Genomic DNA, 14,852 nt, shown 5'->3' with positions numbered 1-14,852 from the left:
GAGCGAGGCTTGCCCGCGAAGAACGATAACCCGGTCCACCTGACGGAACACAAGCGCTCTACGGCACTTGCCATAGCCCTGACGTTAACGTAAAGATTGCGGCAGGGCGCCGATGTTTGAAGGCGCAGGGCGACGACCCGGAGCGCTTGATGACGCTAATAAGAACAAACTCCCCCAAACTGCATCGCGAAGCCCGGCTGGCCCGGGAAAAACTGCACCTGGAAGGCGAAGTGCCGGACGGCGTGCTGCGGGCGGAAATCGACGCCTCCTGGCGACGCAGCCTCAGCCATGGCGTGCACTTCAATGCCAAGCATGAGCTGGCGCTGGAGTCAGGGGCCGGGCTGGACGTGCTGCTGGCCAGCAACCGTCTGCTGATCGACGCCGCGTTGCCGGCCATCGATTACCTGGCCGAGCGTCAGGGCAAGGAAGGGTTGATCCTGCTCGCCAATGCCGATGCCACCATCCTCGCCGTGGAAGGACGCGCCGACCGCCTCAAGGGCAGCGGCCTGCAAGACATCACCCTGGGGGCCTGCTGGAGCGAAGCCGTGCGGGGCACCAACGCCCTCGGCACCGCGCTGGTGGAAGCCCGGCCGGTGCTGATCGATTGCGGCGAACATTACCTGGATCGCCTGACCGATTTTTCCTGCACCTCCGTGCCGATTCATTGCCCGCAGGGCGACATCCTCGGCGTGCTCGACCTGACCCGCGAAGGCCCGCTGGGCCGCGCCCACGACAGTACCGCACTGCTGGCCATGGCGGTCAGCCAAATTGAAAGCCGGGTGTTCAATGCCAGCTATCCGGACGAAATCGTCCTGGCCTTCCACAGCCGCCGCCAATACCTCGAATCCCCATGGCAAGGCCTGCTGGCGGTGAGCCTGGGCGGGCAGATCCTCGCGGTCAGCGCCCAGGCCTGCCAGTTGCTGCATGCCGAACGTTCGGCATTGGTGGGGCGGCGTTGCGAGGAGTTCCTGGGCGTCGATGGCCTGCAACTCCTGGCACGTCTGCATCAGGGCGGTGCCGGCAGCCTGCAGACCGCCAAAGGCGAGTTCTTCTACAAAACCCTGCGCGCGCCGCAGCGAACCCTCAACGTTGGCACCCCGGCGCGCGCCCCGGCAAAAACCGCCAAGGCACAACCGGATCTCGAATCACTGGCGGGCAGCAATGTCCGCTACGCCCGTGCGTTGCGCATGGCCCGGCAAGGCCTGGCCAATGAACTGCCGGTGTTGCTGCTGGGGGAAACCGGTACCGGCAAGGAAGTCATCGCCCGTGCCCTGCACATGGCCGGCAGTCGCTGCGACAAACCCTTCGTGGCGGTGAACTGCGCGGCCATTCCCGAAGGCCTGATCGAGTCCGAACTGTTCGGTTACCGCGAAGGCGCATTCACCGGTTCGCGCCGGGGCGGCATGATCGGTCGCCTGCAACAGGCCCACGGCGGCACGTTGTTTCTCGATGAGATCGGCGACATGCCGCTGGCCTTGCAGGCCCGGTTGCTGCGGGTGTTGCAGGATCGCAAGGTCGCCCCGCTGGGCGCCGGCGAAGAACAGGACATCGACGTCGCGCTGATCTGCGCCACCCACCGCGATCTCAAGCGTCTGGTGGAGGACAAGCAATTTCGCGAGGACCTGTTCTACCGGGTCAACGGCATCAGCGTGATGCTCCCGGCCTTGCGCGAACGGGAAGATTTCGGTGCGCTGGTCGAGCGTCTGCTGGTCCGGCTCAACGCCCCCGGCGTGGTGCTGCACGATGACTTGAGCCGTTTGCTCGGCGCCTACCACTGGCCGGGCAACATCCGCCAGCTGGAGATGGTATTGCGCACGGCGCTGGCCATGCGCGAACCGGGGGAAACGGTCCTGACCATCGACCATTTACCCGACAGCATGCTCGACGAACTGACAGCGACCGAACGGCCCCAGGCCGGCAGCATTCGCGAAAACGAACTGGAGATGATTCGGCAGTCCCTGGATACCCACCAGGGCAATGTCTCGGCCGCCGCCGACGCCCTGGGCATCAGTCGCGCGACCCTGTATCGCAAACTCAAACAGTTGCGCCCATGATCCGGCGCCTGATTGTTCGGCTGATCGACAGCCAGAACCCTGAAGCCCTGCAATCGTCGTTGCACTGGCTCTACGGTTTCGTACGGCCCCATCGACTGGCGATTGCCGGTCTGTTGGGGCTGTCGGTCTGCGCGTCGGCGCTGGTGCTGGTGCAACCCTGGCTGACCAAGTTGTTGATCGACGATGGCCTGCTGGCGCGCAACTTCCCGATGCTGGTGCTGATCGCCGGGCTGATGATTGTCGCCGGGTTGCTGGGCACGGCGCTTTCGGGGATCAACCGTTACCTGCATACACGCCTGTCCGGACGCATGCTGTTTGCCCTGCGCGATGACCTCTACCGGCATTTGCAAACCTTGTCGCCGAGCTTCTACGGCCAGCGGCGCATCGGTGATCTGATGTCGCGTCTGGATGGCGACGTCGCCGAAATCCAGCGCTTTGCCGTGGACTCGCTGTTCTCGGCGGTGTCCAGTGTGATCGGCCTGGTGGTGGCGGTGGCGATGCTGCTGACCCTGTCATGGAAATTGTCGTTGCTGGCGCTGGTACTGATTCCACTCGACGTGCTCTGGCTGCGCTGGATGCGGCGCAAGGTCGAGCGTGATGTGCGGCAATTGCGCGAACGCTCGGCGGACATGTCGTCGTTCATGGTCGAAACGCTGCCGGTGATGAAGTTCATTCAGTCCGCCGGCCAGCAACAACGTGAAGCACGGCGTTTGGAGACCCTGGGCCAGGGCTACATGAGCCAGTTGCTGCGTCTGCAAGTCACCGAGTTTTTCACCCAGGCCGTACCGGGCACGCTGACCTCATTGTCCCGCGCCTGTGCGTTTCTGATCGGCGGTTACTGGGTGGTGCAGGGCACCTGGCAATTGGGTGCATTGATCGCGTTTTCCACTTACCTGGGCATGGCGGTCGGGCCGGTCCAGAGTTTGCTCGGTCTCTATGTGGCGGTTCAGCGTATGACCGTCAGCCTCGGGCGTGTCATGGAGTTGCGCGGTGAACAACCGACCGTGCTATCGCCAGAGTCGCCACAGCCGATGCCGACGTGCGGCGAGCTGCGTTTCGATGACGTGCACTTCAGTCATCCGGGGCGTTCGAGCACCTTGCGCGGTATCGAGGCGCGGATTCCCTATGGCTTGAAGGTGGCGCTGAGCGGCGGCTCCGGGGTGGGCAAATCGACCCTGATCGACCTGCTGCAACGTCATCACGATCCACAGTCCGGGCGTGTGCTGCTGGGCGAGGTGGACGTGCGAGAACTGGACTTGTTCCAGCTGCGCCGGCGCATTGCCGTGGTCAGCCAGGACATCGTGCTGTTTCGCGGCAGCCTTGCCGACAATCTGGCGTATGCCGTGCCGGATGCCAGCCGCGAGGCCGTCGCCGAAGTGGCGCGGCTGGCGCAACTCGACAGCCTGATCGCGTCCTTGCCCGAAGGTCTGGACAGCCCGCTGGGCGAGCGTGGTCAACAATTGTCGGGTGGACAGAAACAGCGCATCGCCATTGCCCGCGCGTTGTTGCAGGACCCCTTGATCCTGGTGCTCGACGAAGCCACTTCGGCAGTGGATGAGGCCACCGAGCGTGAAGTGATCGAGGCCATCGACCGGTTGTTTGCCGGGCGCACGCGAATTCTGATCAGCCATCGGCCCTCGACCCTGGCCGATGCCGATCTGCGCTTCGAATTGCTCGACGGCGTACTGGTATCGAAGACGGTGTTGCATGAAGCCTGAGCTACATGAAAAACAAGTGTTGCGCATTGGCGTGGTGGACAGTGGTCATTCGGCGGCGCAGCGAGGGCAGGTGATCGCCGGAAGGCGTTTCTCTCTGGTGGAGGAAGGGCTTGCCGAAAGCGACTTGCGCGACGATCCGCTGGGGCACGGCAGTGCCGTGATCGATGCCATCGGCCGGCGTGCGCCCTCGGCGCTGTTTTGCGTGGCCCAGGTGTTCGACCAGCGCGGCGTCACCAGTGCCTTGCAGATCGCATCGGCGATTGACTGGCTGGTGGCGCAGGATGTGCGCCTGATCAATCTGAGCCTGGGTTTACGTCAGGATCGCAGCCTGTTGCGCGCAGCCTGCGCGGCGGCTGTAGCGAAGGGTGTATTGCTCTGCGCGTCCAGCCCGGCCCAGGGTGAAGGTGTGTACCCGGCGAATTATCCACAGGTGCTGCGGGTCACCGGCGATGCGCGCTGCGCCGAACCCGAGTGGTCATGGCTCAACAGTGCCCAGGCCGATTTTGCAGCGTGCGTGCACGGTACCTATCCGGGCCAGTCGGGTGCCAGTCTCGGATGCGCGGCATTGAGCGGGCACATAGCGGCGCTGCTGGCGCTACAGCCTGAGGTGAGCAACGTGCAGATCATCGACTGGCTGCGGCAGAACGCGCGTTACCGCGGCCCTGAACGGCGCTTCGGGCCATGACGACTGTCGCGGTTTTGGGTGCCGGGCCGGCTGGCGCGGCGGTGGCCCTTGGCTTGCGGCGACTGGGTTATGCCGTGACGCTGGTCAGCGAGTGGCGCCGTTTTGCCGCGCTCGAAGGCGTTTCCCAGCGAGTGCTGGAGGCGCTACGAGGGACCGGCCTGCATCATGCGCTGGCGCAAGCGGCGCTGCCCTCCCAGCGCCAGGTGAACTGGAACGGCGAGCAGCATGCGCAGAATGTCGAGTTTCTGTTGGATCGCCCGACGTTCGATCGTGGCCTGCGCGAGGACTTGAGCCTGGCCGGTGTTGAGCTGATTGAAGGCCGGGTGCTGGCGGTACAACCCTGCGCGGGCGGACATCGAATCGAGCTCGAGGGGCGTCAAGCACTGCTCGCGGACTTTCTGGTGGAGGCCCGGGGGCGCCAGGCACCCGCCATCGGCAGGGGCCTGCGCGGGCCGGAAACGGTCAGCCTGCTCAATCGCTGGCAAGGTACGCCGGGCGACACCGCCAGTGCTGTGGAAAGCCTCGCCGATGGCTGGGCGTGGATGGCGCGCAGGGCCGACGGCCAGTGCTACTGGCAATGGACGGTGGACGTGGCCAGTGCCGAGCTGCCGGGCAAGGCGATGTTGCTCGAACATTGTCGGCAACGGCGGCGGGATTCAGCAGTGGCACGCCGTTTTTTCGGTGCCGAAGAAGAAGTCGATCTGCAGCTGCATGCCCGCAGCAGTACGGCGATCCTGAGTCCGCAGGTGTGCGGTGACGACTGGATTCGAGTCGGTGACGCAGCGATGGCGGTGGACCCGTTGTCGGGCAACGGCATCTTTCAGTCCCTGTCCTCGGCCTTGCAAGCGCCCACGGTGATCAACACGCTGCTGTGCAAACCCGAGCGTGCGGCGCTGGCGCAGCGGTTTCATCAGCAGCGGGTAGAGCAATTGTTTTTGCGCTTTGCACGCATCGGCCGGGACTTTTACGCCGACGAGCAACGCTGGCTCGATCAGCCGTTCTGGCAGGCCCGACGGCAGTGGCCGGACGCGCAAGTGGCCCATGCCGAAGCGGACTTCGCCAGGCTCAGGATCGATCGTGCACCGGTGCTGCGCGATGGCTTTGTCGATGAGGCCGAGGTGGTGATCACTGCGGACCAGCCGTTGGGGATCTGGCATGTGCAGGGGGTTGAACTGGCGCCGTTGGTGCGGCGGTTGCGCAACGAGCCGGCCGGGCAGGTGTTGGCGGGGTTGACGGTGGAGCAGGGGCGGATGGTCAGGAGTTGGTTGCTGGCTCAAGGTTTCAAGCCCTGAGTTTTGTATCGTTCGATCCGGCCTCATCGCGAGCAGGCTCGCTCCCACATTGGAATGCGTTCTCCTGTGGGAGCGAGCCTGCTCGCGATGGCGGCCTGGGGGACGCCGTCTATTACAACTTGATCAACACCGACTTCAACTCGGTGTAATGCTCGATCGCCGCATGGCCCATTTCACGCCCAACCCCCGACATTTTGTAGCCGCCGAACGGCAGTGCCGGGTCCAGGGCGCTGTGGCAGTTGACCCACACTGAACCCGACTTGATCCGTGGAATCATCCGGTGCACCGCGGCCAGGTCGTTGGACCAGATGCTCGCGCCCAGGCCGTAAGGGCTGTCATTGGCCAGGCGCAGCGCATCGGCTTCATCATCGAACGGAATCGCCACCAGCACCGGGCCGAAGATTTCTTCCTGCACCAGCGAGTGCTTTTGATCGACGTCGACGATTACCGTCGGCTTGACGAAATAACCCGGCCCGAACTGTTCGCCACCGCAGGCGATGGTCGCGCCGCTTTCCCGGCCCTTCTCGATATAGCCGTAGACGCGTTCCTGCTGGCGGGCCGAGATCAGCGGGCCCATTTCTACAGTCGGGTCCAGGCCGTTGCCGAGCTTCATGGCGTTGGCGATGCCGCTGATGTCCGCCACCACATTGTCGAAATGCTTGCGCTGCACGTACAGGCGCGAACCGGCGCAGCAGACCTGGCCCTGGTTGAAGAAAATCGCACTGGCGGCACCGGCGGCGGCGCTCGGCAAGTCGGCGTCGGCCATGACGATCGTCGGCGATTTGCCGCCCAGCTCCAGGGTGACCCGGGTCATGGAGTCCATGGCGATCTTGCCGATCTGCTTGCCCACGGCGGTGGAGCCGGTGAAGGTCAGCTTGTCCACCAGCGGGTTGTGGGTCAGGGCGGAGCCTGCGGTGATGCCGGTGCCGGTGACCACGTTAAACACGCCTTCGGGGTAACCCGCCTCCAGCACCAGTTCGGCCAGCTTCAGCGCGGTCAGCGGGGTTTCGTCGGCAGGCTTGAGTACCACGGTACAACCGGTGGCCAGAGCCGGGCCGAGTTTCCAGCAGGCCAGCAGCAACGGGAAGTTCCAGGCGACGATGGCACCGACCACGCCCACCGCTTCGCGACGGATGAAACTGTGGAATTGATCGTTGGGCATCAGCGGCGCCGACACATCGACCGTGGAGCCTTCGATCTTGGTGGCCCAACCGGCCATGTAGCGCAGGAAGTCGATGGCCAGTTGCACGTCCATCGCCTGGGCGACGGCGGCGCTTTTGCCGTTGTTCAGGCATTCCAGTTGCGCCAGTACCTCGGCATCGCGCTGCATCAGGTCGGCGAGTTTCCACAACAGGTTCTGCCGCTCGCGGGGACGGGTGCGGGTCCAGGCCGAGTCATCGAACGCCTGGCGGGCGGCGAGCACGGCACGGTCGACATCGTCCGGCGTGGCGCGCGGCACCACACATAACTCCTGGCCGGTGGCCGGGTTATGCAGGGGCATGGTCTGGCCATCGGCGGCCTCGACCCAGTCGCCGCCGATAAGCATGCGCGGGGCGCGCTGGATAAATGCCGTAGTGGCGGGAAGCAGGTTTGGGAGCGACATTGGCGAGGCCTCTTGTTGTTCGTGATGACAGGGCTTTCGCAATGGCTGTGCCAAGTGCCGCTCAAGGCCGGTTGGCCCTTGGCGGGCGGGGGTTTATCCTGATGCCGCGGCAAATCGGTGACCCATGGGGGTGTCGCAAATCGCGACAGTCGGTGAGACGACGAACAGCCGGCGCGCAATCTTGAGACGCCCCTTGGCGAGGATTAGAATTTTCTGGTTCGGTGGGTGAATGAGGGACCGTTTTCCCGGCATCACTTCTGGCGCGAGGGAGGTTGCAATGAACCTTTCACCTCTTGAGATTCAAAGCATTATTGAGCGTTGCTTTCTACCTTCGGTCTGCACGTGCAGCATGGCGCCGGATCAGTCCCTGACCATCCGGGTCTGCGATTGCATGACCGGCCATGTCGACCTGGTCGCTACCCACATACCGTTGTGGAAGCTGGATACCGTTCACGGGATCGCGACACTGGTGGCACAAATGAGAGAACAGATCGAATCCCAAAAGGGCGCTCAGCCAACGATCTTCCACTGAGTCTTCGCAAGCCGCGCCACGTCGGTGGTGCGGCTTGCCTCTATGGCTCATGACGCCATTTTTCGGCTAATTTCATCGAACGTGTCGCCATCTGCGCAGGCCAGCAATTTCCTCCCATCCTTGAGTGTCGCCATGAAGGTCACTTCGGTTTCCTTCTGCGCCAGCATGAGCCCGGCGAATGCGCCGATCGGCCCAAGCAGCATGGCGCCCGCCACACCGTAGCCGATGGCTTGCTGGATGTTGTTGAACGATTCCTCGTTGGCCACTTCGAGGTGTCGGAATTTCCTCAACGGGAGCTTAAGGCCGGGCCACGGGTACAACGGTGTTCTGAGGGTGAGAACACCTTCCCGATAATCTCCGTCACCTTGCAGAAAGTCCCCCGCCAGGACAGTGATGCTTGCCATTGTTCTTCCCCTGTCCGGCAAACGGTGAAACACCATTTCGCACCTGACCTGCAGGGGCGTCAATGGGCGGGCGATGAGCTGTTGCGACGGGGCGACTATGCTGTCTCACACTGCTACAGCTGTCGCGATATTAGACGTCGGCAACCGCGTCCTGGCATGGCTCAATGCAGGCAAATCAACGCAAGTGATTGATTAAAAAGCTTATCGGCAAGCTGGCACGCTCCGTGTATTGCTCATCGCAGACGTTTCTCTTGCCTCCGTCAGCGGTTCGCCGTTGGCGGTAGAAACCAAAAAAAACGATAAGCCACAAAAATAAGAACGCACCGTGCGAGGTTCGACGTTGATGAAGAGAAAACTCCGATCAGGCATGAGCGCCAGCCTGCTGGCCGTGGCCGCTTGCGTAGCGCTGCATTCGCCCTACAGCCTGGCAGCCCGAGACGCCCAGACCATCCTCAAGGAAACCTGTCAGGGCTGTCACACCCCCGAAGCCGATAACGCCCTGAGCCGCATCAGCCACCAGCGCAAGACGCCGGAAGGCTGGCTGATGAGCATCGCGCGGATGCAGACCATGCACGGTTTGCAGATCAGCGATGAGGACCGCCGGACGCTGGTCAAGTACCTGGCCGATACCCAGGGCCTGGCGCCGAGCGAGACCGATGGCGTGCGTTATGCCATGGAGCGCCGGCTCAACACTGTCGAGCAGTTCGACGAGAAGACCAGCCAGATGTGCGGCCGTTGTCACTCCGGTGCACGGGTCGCCTTGCAACGTCGTCCGGCCCAGGAATGGGAGCGTCTGGTGAACTTCCACCTCGGCCAATGGCCGTCGCTGGAATACCAGGCCCTGGCCCGCGACCGCGACTGGTTCGATATCGCTCGCAAAGAGATGGTGCCGATGTTGGCCAAGCGCTATGCGCTGGATAACCCGGCGTGGAAGAAATGGCAGAGCGTCGCGCCGAAATCCGATGCACTGGTCGGGGAGTGGAGCTTCAGCGGGCACATGCCGGGCAAAGGCGAACTCGCCGGTGTGATGAGCGTCAGCGCCGACAGTGGCGACACCTTCAAGGTCAGCGTCAAGGGCCAGTACGCCGACGGCAGTCCGTTCAATGGCGACGGCAGTGCCATTCTCTACACCGGCTACGAATGGCGCGGTAACGTCAGCATCGACGGCGTGACCATGCGCCAGGTGTTCGCCGCCCAGGGCAACGCCATGCAGGGCCGGATGTTCGAGGCCGAACACGATGAGCGTGGGCTTGATTTCGTCGCCGCCAAACAAGGTTCCAACCGTTTGCTGGCGGTGCAGCCGGGCTACCTGAAGGCTGGCAGCGAGACGGAAGTGACCCTGATCGGCAGCGGCCTCAATGGCAAGCCGAACTTCGGCAAAGGCATTGAAGTGGTCGAAGTGCTCGAGCAGAGTCCGCAGCGTATCAAGGTCAAACTCAAGGCCGCCGCCAATGCCCAGCCGGGTATGCATGAAGTCTCAGTCGGCACCCTGAAAGGCCCGAGCCTGTCGGTCTACAGCAAGATCGATGCGGTCAAGGTCGTGCCGGAATTCTCGGTGGCGCGCATCGGCGAGGGCGGTGGTTCGACGCCGAAGGTCCAGGGCCGTTTCGACGCGGAAGCCTGGGGCAAGGGCACTGACGGCAAGCCGTACCGCATCGGCGTGTTCCCGGCGCAGTGGAAGGTCGAGGCCTTCGACGACCGCGCCAAGGAAGACGAGGACGTCAAGTTCGCCGGCACCATGCGGGCCGACGCCGGCGTGTTCACACCGGGTGATGCCGGGCCGAACCCGGCGCGCAAGATGTCCACCAACAATGCCGGCAACCTCAAGGTGATCGCCGCCGTCGACGACGCAGGCAAGTCCCTGACCGGCGAAGGCCACATGATCGTGACCGTGCAACGCTGGAACAATCCACCCATTCCGTGATGCGTCTGGTTTCAAGGGTTACAGACACTTTTTCGGAATGAGCGCAGACCCCGCGACCGGGGTTTGCACAGGAGGTTTGCCATGGGCGCTATCTTGAATCTGGTCGAACGCAACCTGCACGAAGTGCGGGTCGATGCCGACCGCATGCTGTTTCACATCCCCAGCAGTTCGCTGTTCGCCAGCGATGAACTGACGGGCTCCATCATCGACACCTTGCGTGGCCCCGGTTGTACGTCGGATGACCTGGTCCAGCGCCTGGCCGCGCGTTTCAACGGCGAGGAAATCAACGAAACCCTGCGTGAGTTGATGGCCCTGGAACTGGTCAGCGACGGCTCGCCGCTGACGCCGGACATCGCCACCAAACGCGTCGAGCGTACCGCGATCAATACCGTGGTGCTGAACGTCAATACCGGCTGCAACCTGAGCTGCACCTATTGCTACAAGGAAGACCTCGACAAGCCTTCGGCCGGCAAGAAAATGGACGTCGAGACCGCCATCGCGTCGGTGGAAATGCTGCTCAAGGAATCCCCGGACGAGGAGCGTTTCACGGTGGTGTTCTTCGGCGGCGAACCGCTGAGCAATCGCAAGCTGATCGAGTACATGGTCGATTATTGCGAGAAGCGTTTTCGCGAGGCGGGCAAGTTCGTCGAGTTCGTCATGACCACCAACGCCACGCTGCTCACCGAGGAGACCGTGGACTACCTCAATGCCCACCGTTTCGGTTTGTCGGTGAGCATCGACGGGCCGAAAACCGTGCACGACCGCAACCGTATTACCGTGGGCGGGCAGGGCACCTATGACGTGGTACGGCGCAAGGCCGAAATGCTGCTGTCGCGCTACAACAGCCGCCCGATCGGCGCGCGGGTGACATTGACCACCGGTGTCACCGACGTCGAAACCATCTGGGATCACCTGTTCAACGAACTGGGCTTCGCCGAAGTCGGTTTTGCCCCGGTGACCTCCGGCGACATCACCAGCTTCAACCTCACCAGCGAAGAACTGGTGCAGGTATTCGCCAACATGAAGGCACTCGGCCGGCGTTACCTTGAGGCGGCGCTGGAGCACCGCAACATCGGTTTCTCCAACCTGCACCAGTTGATTACCGACATCCACGAAGGCCACAAGAAGGCCTTGCCATGCGGCGCGGGCCTGAAGATGCTGGCGGTCGATCACAAGGGCGAGTTGAACCTGTGCCACCGCTTCACCGGTTCATCGATGCCGACTTTCGGCAACGTCAACAGTGGCGGCGTGAAGCAGATGGAGTTGAACGACTTCCTGTCCCAGCGCCTGGACCGTACCAACACCGGTTGCAACGACTGCCGGATCCGCAACCTGTGTTCCGGCGGCTGCTACCACGAGAGCTACGCGCGGTACGGCGATCCGGCTCACCCCACTTATCACTATTGCGAACTGATGCGTGACTGGGTCGATTTCGGCATCGAGGTCTACACCCGGATCATGGCCAATAACCCTGCGTTCATCAGCAGCTACATCACTCCGCGCAAGGCTCACTGATATGAAACATCTCAAGGCAATCAATAACAAAGCGTTGAAGCTGGATCAGGCCGCGGACGAAAACCGCATCGAAGAAGTGGTGGCCATGAGCTCCGTGGCGGGGTGCGCCTCGACCACCGACCCGGGCTGGGAAATCGATGCGTTCGGCGGTGTGTCGTCGCTGTGCCAGCCGATGGAGGCCGACCTGTACGGTTGCTCCGACCCTTGCTGGTGGCCGGCCCAGGTGCCGGACATGATGAGCACCTACCCGGACTGGAACAAGGATGCACAAGCCTCCAACGACAACTGGCGCAACCTGGGCACTGTCTTCCCGAAAGACAAGTGATGCCTTTGAACGCCACGTACAAGAAGAAGGATTCCAGCATGCGTAACAAGAAAGCCTGCGGCCTGGCCGCGCTCGCCGTCCTGAGTGCCTGTTCATTCACTGTTCTGGCCGATGAAAACACCGCGCTGCAAGACGGTCACGAATACATGTTGACCACCAATTATCCGAACAACCTGAACGTGATCGACCTGGCCACCGACAGCCTGTTCAAGACCTGCAAGATGCCGGACGCCTTCGGTCCCGGCACCGTGCAGTTGTCGCCGGACCGCAAGACCGCCTATGTGTTGAACAATCACTATGCCGATGTCTATGGCGTCGAGCTGGACAACTGCAAACAGGTGTTCCACGCCAGCATCACCCAGAAGCCGGGAGAGAAGGCGCGTTCGATGTTCGCCTTCACCTTGAGTCACGATGGCAAGGAACTGTTCACCATCGCCAACCCGACGTTGATGCTCAACGATCATTACGAAGTGCAGCAACCTCGTCTTGATGTGTACGCCACCAACGCCGGCATGGATGCCAAACCCGTGCGCAGCTTCCCGGCGCCACGCCAGCTGACCATCATGCAAAGCGGTGACGACGGGACCCTGTATGTGGCCGGTGCGGACATCTACAAGGTCAATGTGCAGACCGGCAAGTTCGACGTGCTGATCCCCAGCCGTCACTGGAAGCGCCCGAACTACAGCGCGCCGGATGTGCTTTATGTGTGGAACCAGCAGACCTATCGCCATGACTTCTCGCTGCTCTACACCACGGCGAAATTCAAGGACAAGAAGCAGGACCCGGCCACCGCCGAGTACCTGTATGGCCTGTTCAGCATCGACCTGAAGACCGGCAAGACCGAAACCACCGACTTCGGCCCCCTGACGGAAATCTACTTCAGCGGCATGCGTTCGCCCAAAGACCCGAACCTGATGTACGGCGTACTCAACCGCCTGGCCAAGTACGACATCAAGCAGAAGAAGATGCTGCAGTCGGCGACGCTTGATCACTCCTACTACTGCATTTCCTTCAACAAGGACGGCAGCAAGATCTACCTGGCCGGGACCTTCAACGATGTGGCGATCTTCGATGCCGACAGCCTGAAACAGATCGGTAGCATCAAGATGCCGGGCGGGGACATGGCGATTACCACGGCGCAGGTGTTTGTCCGGTAATTGCTGACGCCTTCGCTGTAGGAGCCGGGCTTGCCGGCGAAGAACGATGACGCGGTTCCGAAAGGTAAACCGCGGCGTCTGGTTCGCGGGCAAGCCTCGCTCCTACAAGCGAAGAGACCCTCAAACCCCCGGCACCGGGCAACTCAAATCCCCCTCCTGGCATTTCAGGTACGTCTTGAACGTCTGCACCCGCGCCTTGGTCAATTGCGTCACGCAATTGCCATAGATCAGCGGGTACACACTGCCTCCCTCCACCGCGGATGCCGAGAACTTGCACTCGGAATCGCGAAAGGCAATCCACGAACGCTGCGCCCCCAACAGCAATTTCTTGCCGTCGGGGTTACCCTTGAGCCGGCTGGTGATCTGCTGGTACAGCGCATTCAACTCCTTGTCCGCCGCCGCATACTGCTGCGACGCACACTGGTTCATCGTGGCCTGGTCGGTGGCGTTATCGCAGTCCTCGGCAGCATGGGCCATGGAAGTGAACAGCAAAGGCGTCAGCGCCAGAAGCAAGCGTGGGTGCATGGGGGAAACTCACTGTAAAAGGGGCAATTCGGGGCAGTGTAGCCAAGTCAGCAACGATACCAAGGTCGCGATTACGACAGCTGGTACCCGGGATATACAACTTTTGCACTGGACATGTGGTCTTACAGGCCTACTGTTCATTACAGGAGGTGACTTATGAACCCAGCATCAGATCGCATCGAAAGGAAAATCGTGCTCAAGGCCAGGCGTTCGCAAGTCTGGCGCGTACTGGCCAATGCCGAAGAGTTCGGAAAGTGGTTTGGCGTGGCGTTGGCGGGCAAGCGTTTTGTCGCCGGCGAGTGGACCCAGGGACAGATTACTTACCCCGGCTACGAACATTTGCGCTGGAACGTGCTGGTGGAGCGGGTCGAACCGGAGCGATTGTTTTCGTTTCGCTGGCATCCTTACGCGGTCAATCCGCAAATCGACTACTCCCAGGAACCGACCACACTGGTGAAGTTCGAGCTGGACGATCACGACGGCGGCACGCTGCTCAAGGTCTCGGAGTCCGGTTTCGATCACATTCCCGATGTGCGCCGGGAAAAGGCATTCCGCATGGACAGTCGCGGTTGGGAAGAGCAGATGAACAACATCGAGCAGTATTTGACCGAAACCGCCAAAGCTCACGAGCGCCAGAATGACTGATTGAAAACCGGCTGAGGTCGCGAAATTCGCGGCCTCCAGCAGGAGTGCCGGTGGCATCTAAGGGTTTTCGGAAGGGGTGCCATAGCGAATGTCTTACACGCGGTAACAACTATGTCGTCTTTTGCGGATTGGATCCGATGCGTATTCTGGCCCCATCCACTGACGCACAGGGAGTGCTCAGGATCATGGATGATCGGCCATTTGCATGGAGTGCTGACGACAGGGAGTCGTAATGGTCTTGGAAAAACCCGCTTCGGCGGGTTTTTTTATGGGCGCATGAAAAACTCTGGCTGCATGAACCCCGATCACGTGGCCACCTTGTCAATGCCGGTCGAGTTTCGCTGCCGCTCGCTCGGTGATTTGTGCCCGTTGTCTCGACGATCCGGCGGCGCGTTTGCGGGCCTCCTCCAGGATATGGGCTGGCGCCGTTTCCGGGCTGCCGGCCTGGAACGGCGGGGCGGGTGCGTATTCCA

Annotated in this window: 13 protein-coding genes and 1 pseudogene; 10 read left to right on the top strand and 4 right to left on the bottom strand. The window is 62.1% G+C overall.

Features of this window, described 5'->3' with window-relative positions:
• Positions 1-149 precede the first annotated feature (149 nt).
• From ACQKP2_RS21400 to qhpG, 4 genes are read left to right on the top strand one after another with little or no spacing between them, the layout of a single operon-like run.
• Complete coding sequence (locus ACQKP2_RS21400; protein WP_427579235.1) at positions 150-2,054, top strand: sigma-54-dependent Fis family transcriptional regulator; 1,905 nt, start codon at positions 150-152, stop codon at positions 2,052-2,054.
• Complete coding sequence (locus ACQKP2_RS21395; RefSeq protein ID WP_427579258.1) at positions 2,054-3,772, top strand: ABC transporter ATP-binding protein; 1,719 nt, start codon at positions 2,054-2,056, stop codon at positions 3,770-3,772. The genes ACQKP2_RS21400 and ACQKP2_RS21395 overlap by 1 nt, the downstream gene beginning before the upstream one ends.
• Entirely contained in the window at positions 3,762-4,457 is a 696-nt protein-coding gene (qhpE, locus tag ACQKP2_RS21390; protein ID WP_427579233.1) for a subtilisin-like serine protease QhpE, read from the top strand. The genes ACQKP2_RS21395 and qhpE overlap by 11 nt, the downstream gene beginning before the upstream one ends.
• Positions 4,454-5,749, top strand: a complete 1,296-nt coding sequence (gene qhpG / locus ACQKP2_RS21385; protein WP_427579232.1) for a flavin-dependent monooxygenase QhpG — start codon at positions 4,454-4,456, stop codon at positions 5,747-5,749. The genes qhpE and qhpG overlap by 4 nt, the downstream gene beginning before the upstream one ends.
• A 112-nt stretch (positions 5,750-5,861) precedes the next feature.
• Here qhpG and ACQKP2_RS21380 read toward each other — a convergent pair whose 3' ends face one another.
• Complete coding sequence (locus tag ACQKP2_RS21380) at positions 5,862-7,352, bottom strand: aldehyde dehydrogenase family protein (protein ID WP_427579230.1); 1,491 nt, start codon at positions 7,350-7,352, stop codon at positions 5,862-5,864.
• A 277-nt stretch (positions 7,353-7,629) separates the two neighbouring features.
• Between ACQKP2_RS21380 and ACQKP2_RS21375 the strand changes: the two genes are divergently transcribed.
• On the top strand, positions 7,630-7,884 hold the full coding sequence (locus tag ACQKP2_RS21375) for a DUF1652 domain-containing protein (RefSeq protein WP_427579229.1): 255 nt from the start codon (positions 7,630-7,632) through the stop codon (positions 7,882-7,884).
• A 47-nt stretch (positions 7,885-7,931) separates the two neighbouring features.
• Here the strand turns inward: ACQKP2_RS21375 and ACQKP2_RS21370 are convergent, their stop codons facing one another.
• Positions 7,932-8,288 carry a hypothetical protein gene (locus ACQKP2_RS21370; RefSeq protein WP_427579228.1) on the bottom strand — a complete coding sequence of 119 codons (357 nt, stop codon included), beginning with the start codon at positions 8,286-8,288 and terminating at the stop codon, positions 7,932-7,934.
• 343 nt (positions 8,289-8,631) lie between these two features.
• Between ACQKP2_RS21370 and peaA the strand changes: the two genes are divergently transcribed.
• From peaA to peaD, 4 genes are all read left to right on the top strand, one after another.
• Entirely contained in the window at positions 8,632-10,212 is a 1,581-nt protein-coding gene (peaA, locus tag ACQKP2_RS21365) for a quinohemoprotein amine dehydrogenase subunit alpha (RefSeq protein WP_427579226.1), read from the top strand.
• A gap of 81 nt (positions 10,213-10,293) precedes the next feature.
• Positions 10,294-11,727, top strand: coding sequence for a quinohemoprotein amine dehydrogenase maturation protein (peaB, locus tag ACQKP2_RS21360; protein ID WP_427579224.1), 1,434 nt, complete (start codon positions 10,294-10,296; stop codon positions 11,725-11,727).
• A gap of 1 nt (position 11,728) precedes the next feature.
• Positions 11,729-12,052 (top strand): quinohemoprotein amine dehydrogenase subunit gamma, encoded by a 324-nt coding sequence (qhpC, locus tag ACQKP2_RS21355; RefSeq protein ID WP_008016081.1) that lies wholly within the window; start codon positions 11,729-11,731, stop codon positions 12,050-12,052.
• A 38-nt stretch (positions 12,053-12,090) separates the two neighbouring features.
• Positions 12,091-13,209, top strand: a complete 1,119-nt coding sequence (peaD, locus tag ACQKP2_RS21350; protein ID WP_427579222.1) for a quinohemoprotein amine dehydrogenase subunit beta — start codon at positions 12,091-12,093, stop codon at positions 13,207-13,209.
• Between the two features lie 120 nt (positions 13,210-13,329).
• Here the strand turns inward: peaD and ACQKP2_RS21345 are convergent, their stop codons facing one another.
• The gene (locus tag ACQKP2_RS21345; RefSeq protein ID WP_427579221.1) at positions 13,330-13,734 is read right to left on the bottom strand and encodes a lysozyme inhibitor LprI family protein; all 405 of its coding nucleotides are present in this window, start codon (positions 13,732-13,734) and stop codon (positions 13,330-13,332) included.
• A 156-nt stretch (positions 13,735-13,890) separates the two neighbouring features.
• Between ACQKP2_RS21345 and ACQKP2_RS21340 the strand changes: the two genes are divergently transcribed.
• Positions 13,891-14,379 carry an SRPBCC family protein gene (locus ACQKP2_RS21340; protein WP_427579219.1) on the top strand — a complete coding sequence of 163 codons (489 nt, stop codon included), beginning with the start codon at positions 13,891-13,893 and terminating at the stop codon, positions 14,377-14,379.
• Positions 14,380-14,700: 321 nt separating this feature from the next.
• Here the strand turns inward: ACQKP2_RS21340 and ACQKP2_RS21335 are convergent.
• Positions 14,701-14,852, bottom strand: a pseudogene (locus tag ACQKP2_RS21335) (DJ-1/PfpI family protein); the annotation flags it as partial.

Origin of the sequence: Pseudomonas sp. NPDC089569, assembly GCF_050280625.1 — a bacterium.
GTDB lineage: Bacteria > Pseudomonadota > Gammaproteobacteria > Pseudomonadales > Pseudomonadaceae > Aquipseudomonas.
Note: the sequence above shows the minus strand (reverse complement) of the source record. Positions and strands in the feature narration are given on the sequence as shown.

Coding starts and splice junctions, on each gene's coding strand:
- ACQKP2_RS21400 (WP_427579235.1), top strand. CDS start 150: ATGACGCTAATAAGAACAAACTCCCCCAAACTGCATCGCGAAGCCCGG.
- qhpE (WP_427579233.1), top strand. CDS start 3,762: ATGAAGCCTGAGCTACATGAAAAACAAGTGTTGCGCATTGGCGTGGTG.
- qhpG (WP_427579232.1), top strand. CDS start 4,454: ATGACGACTGTCGCGGTTTTGGGTGCCGGGCCGGCTGGCGCGGCGGTG.
- ACQKP2_RS21380 (WP_427579230.1), bottom strand. CDS start 7,352: ATGTCGCTCCCAAACCTGCTTCCCGCCACTACGGCATTTATCCAGCGC.
- ACQKP2_RS21375 (WP_427579229.1), top strand. CDS start 7,630: ATGAACCTTTCACCTCTTGAGATTCAAAGCATTATTGAGCGTTGCTTT.
- ACQKP2_RS21370 (WP_427579228.1), bottom strand. CDS start 8,288: ATGGCAAGCATCACTGTCCTGGCGGGGGACTTTCTGCAAGGTGACGGA.
- peaA (WP_427579226.1), top strand. CDS start 8,632: ATGAAGAGAAAACTCCGATCAGGCATGAGCGCCAGCCTGCTGGCCGTG.
- peaB (WP_427579224.1), top strand. CDS start 10,294: ATGGGCGCTATCTTGAATCTGGTCGAACGCAACCTGCACGAAGTGCGG.
- qhpC (WP_008016081.1), top strand. CDS start 11,729: ATGAAACATCTCAAGGCAATCAATAACAAAGCGTTGAAGCTGGATCAG.
- peaD (WP_427579222.1), top strand. CDS start 12,091: ATGCGTAACAAGAAAGCCTGCGGCCTGGCCGCGCTCGCCGTCCTGAGT.
- ACQKP2_RS21345 (WP_427579221.1), bottom strand. CDS start 13,734: ATGCACCCACGCTTGCTTCTGGCGCTGACGCCTTTGCTGTTCACTTCC.
- ACQKP2_RS21340 (WP_427579219.1), top strand. CDS start 13,891: ATGAACCCAGCATCAGATCGCATCGAAAGGAAAATCGTGCTCAAGGCC.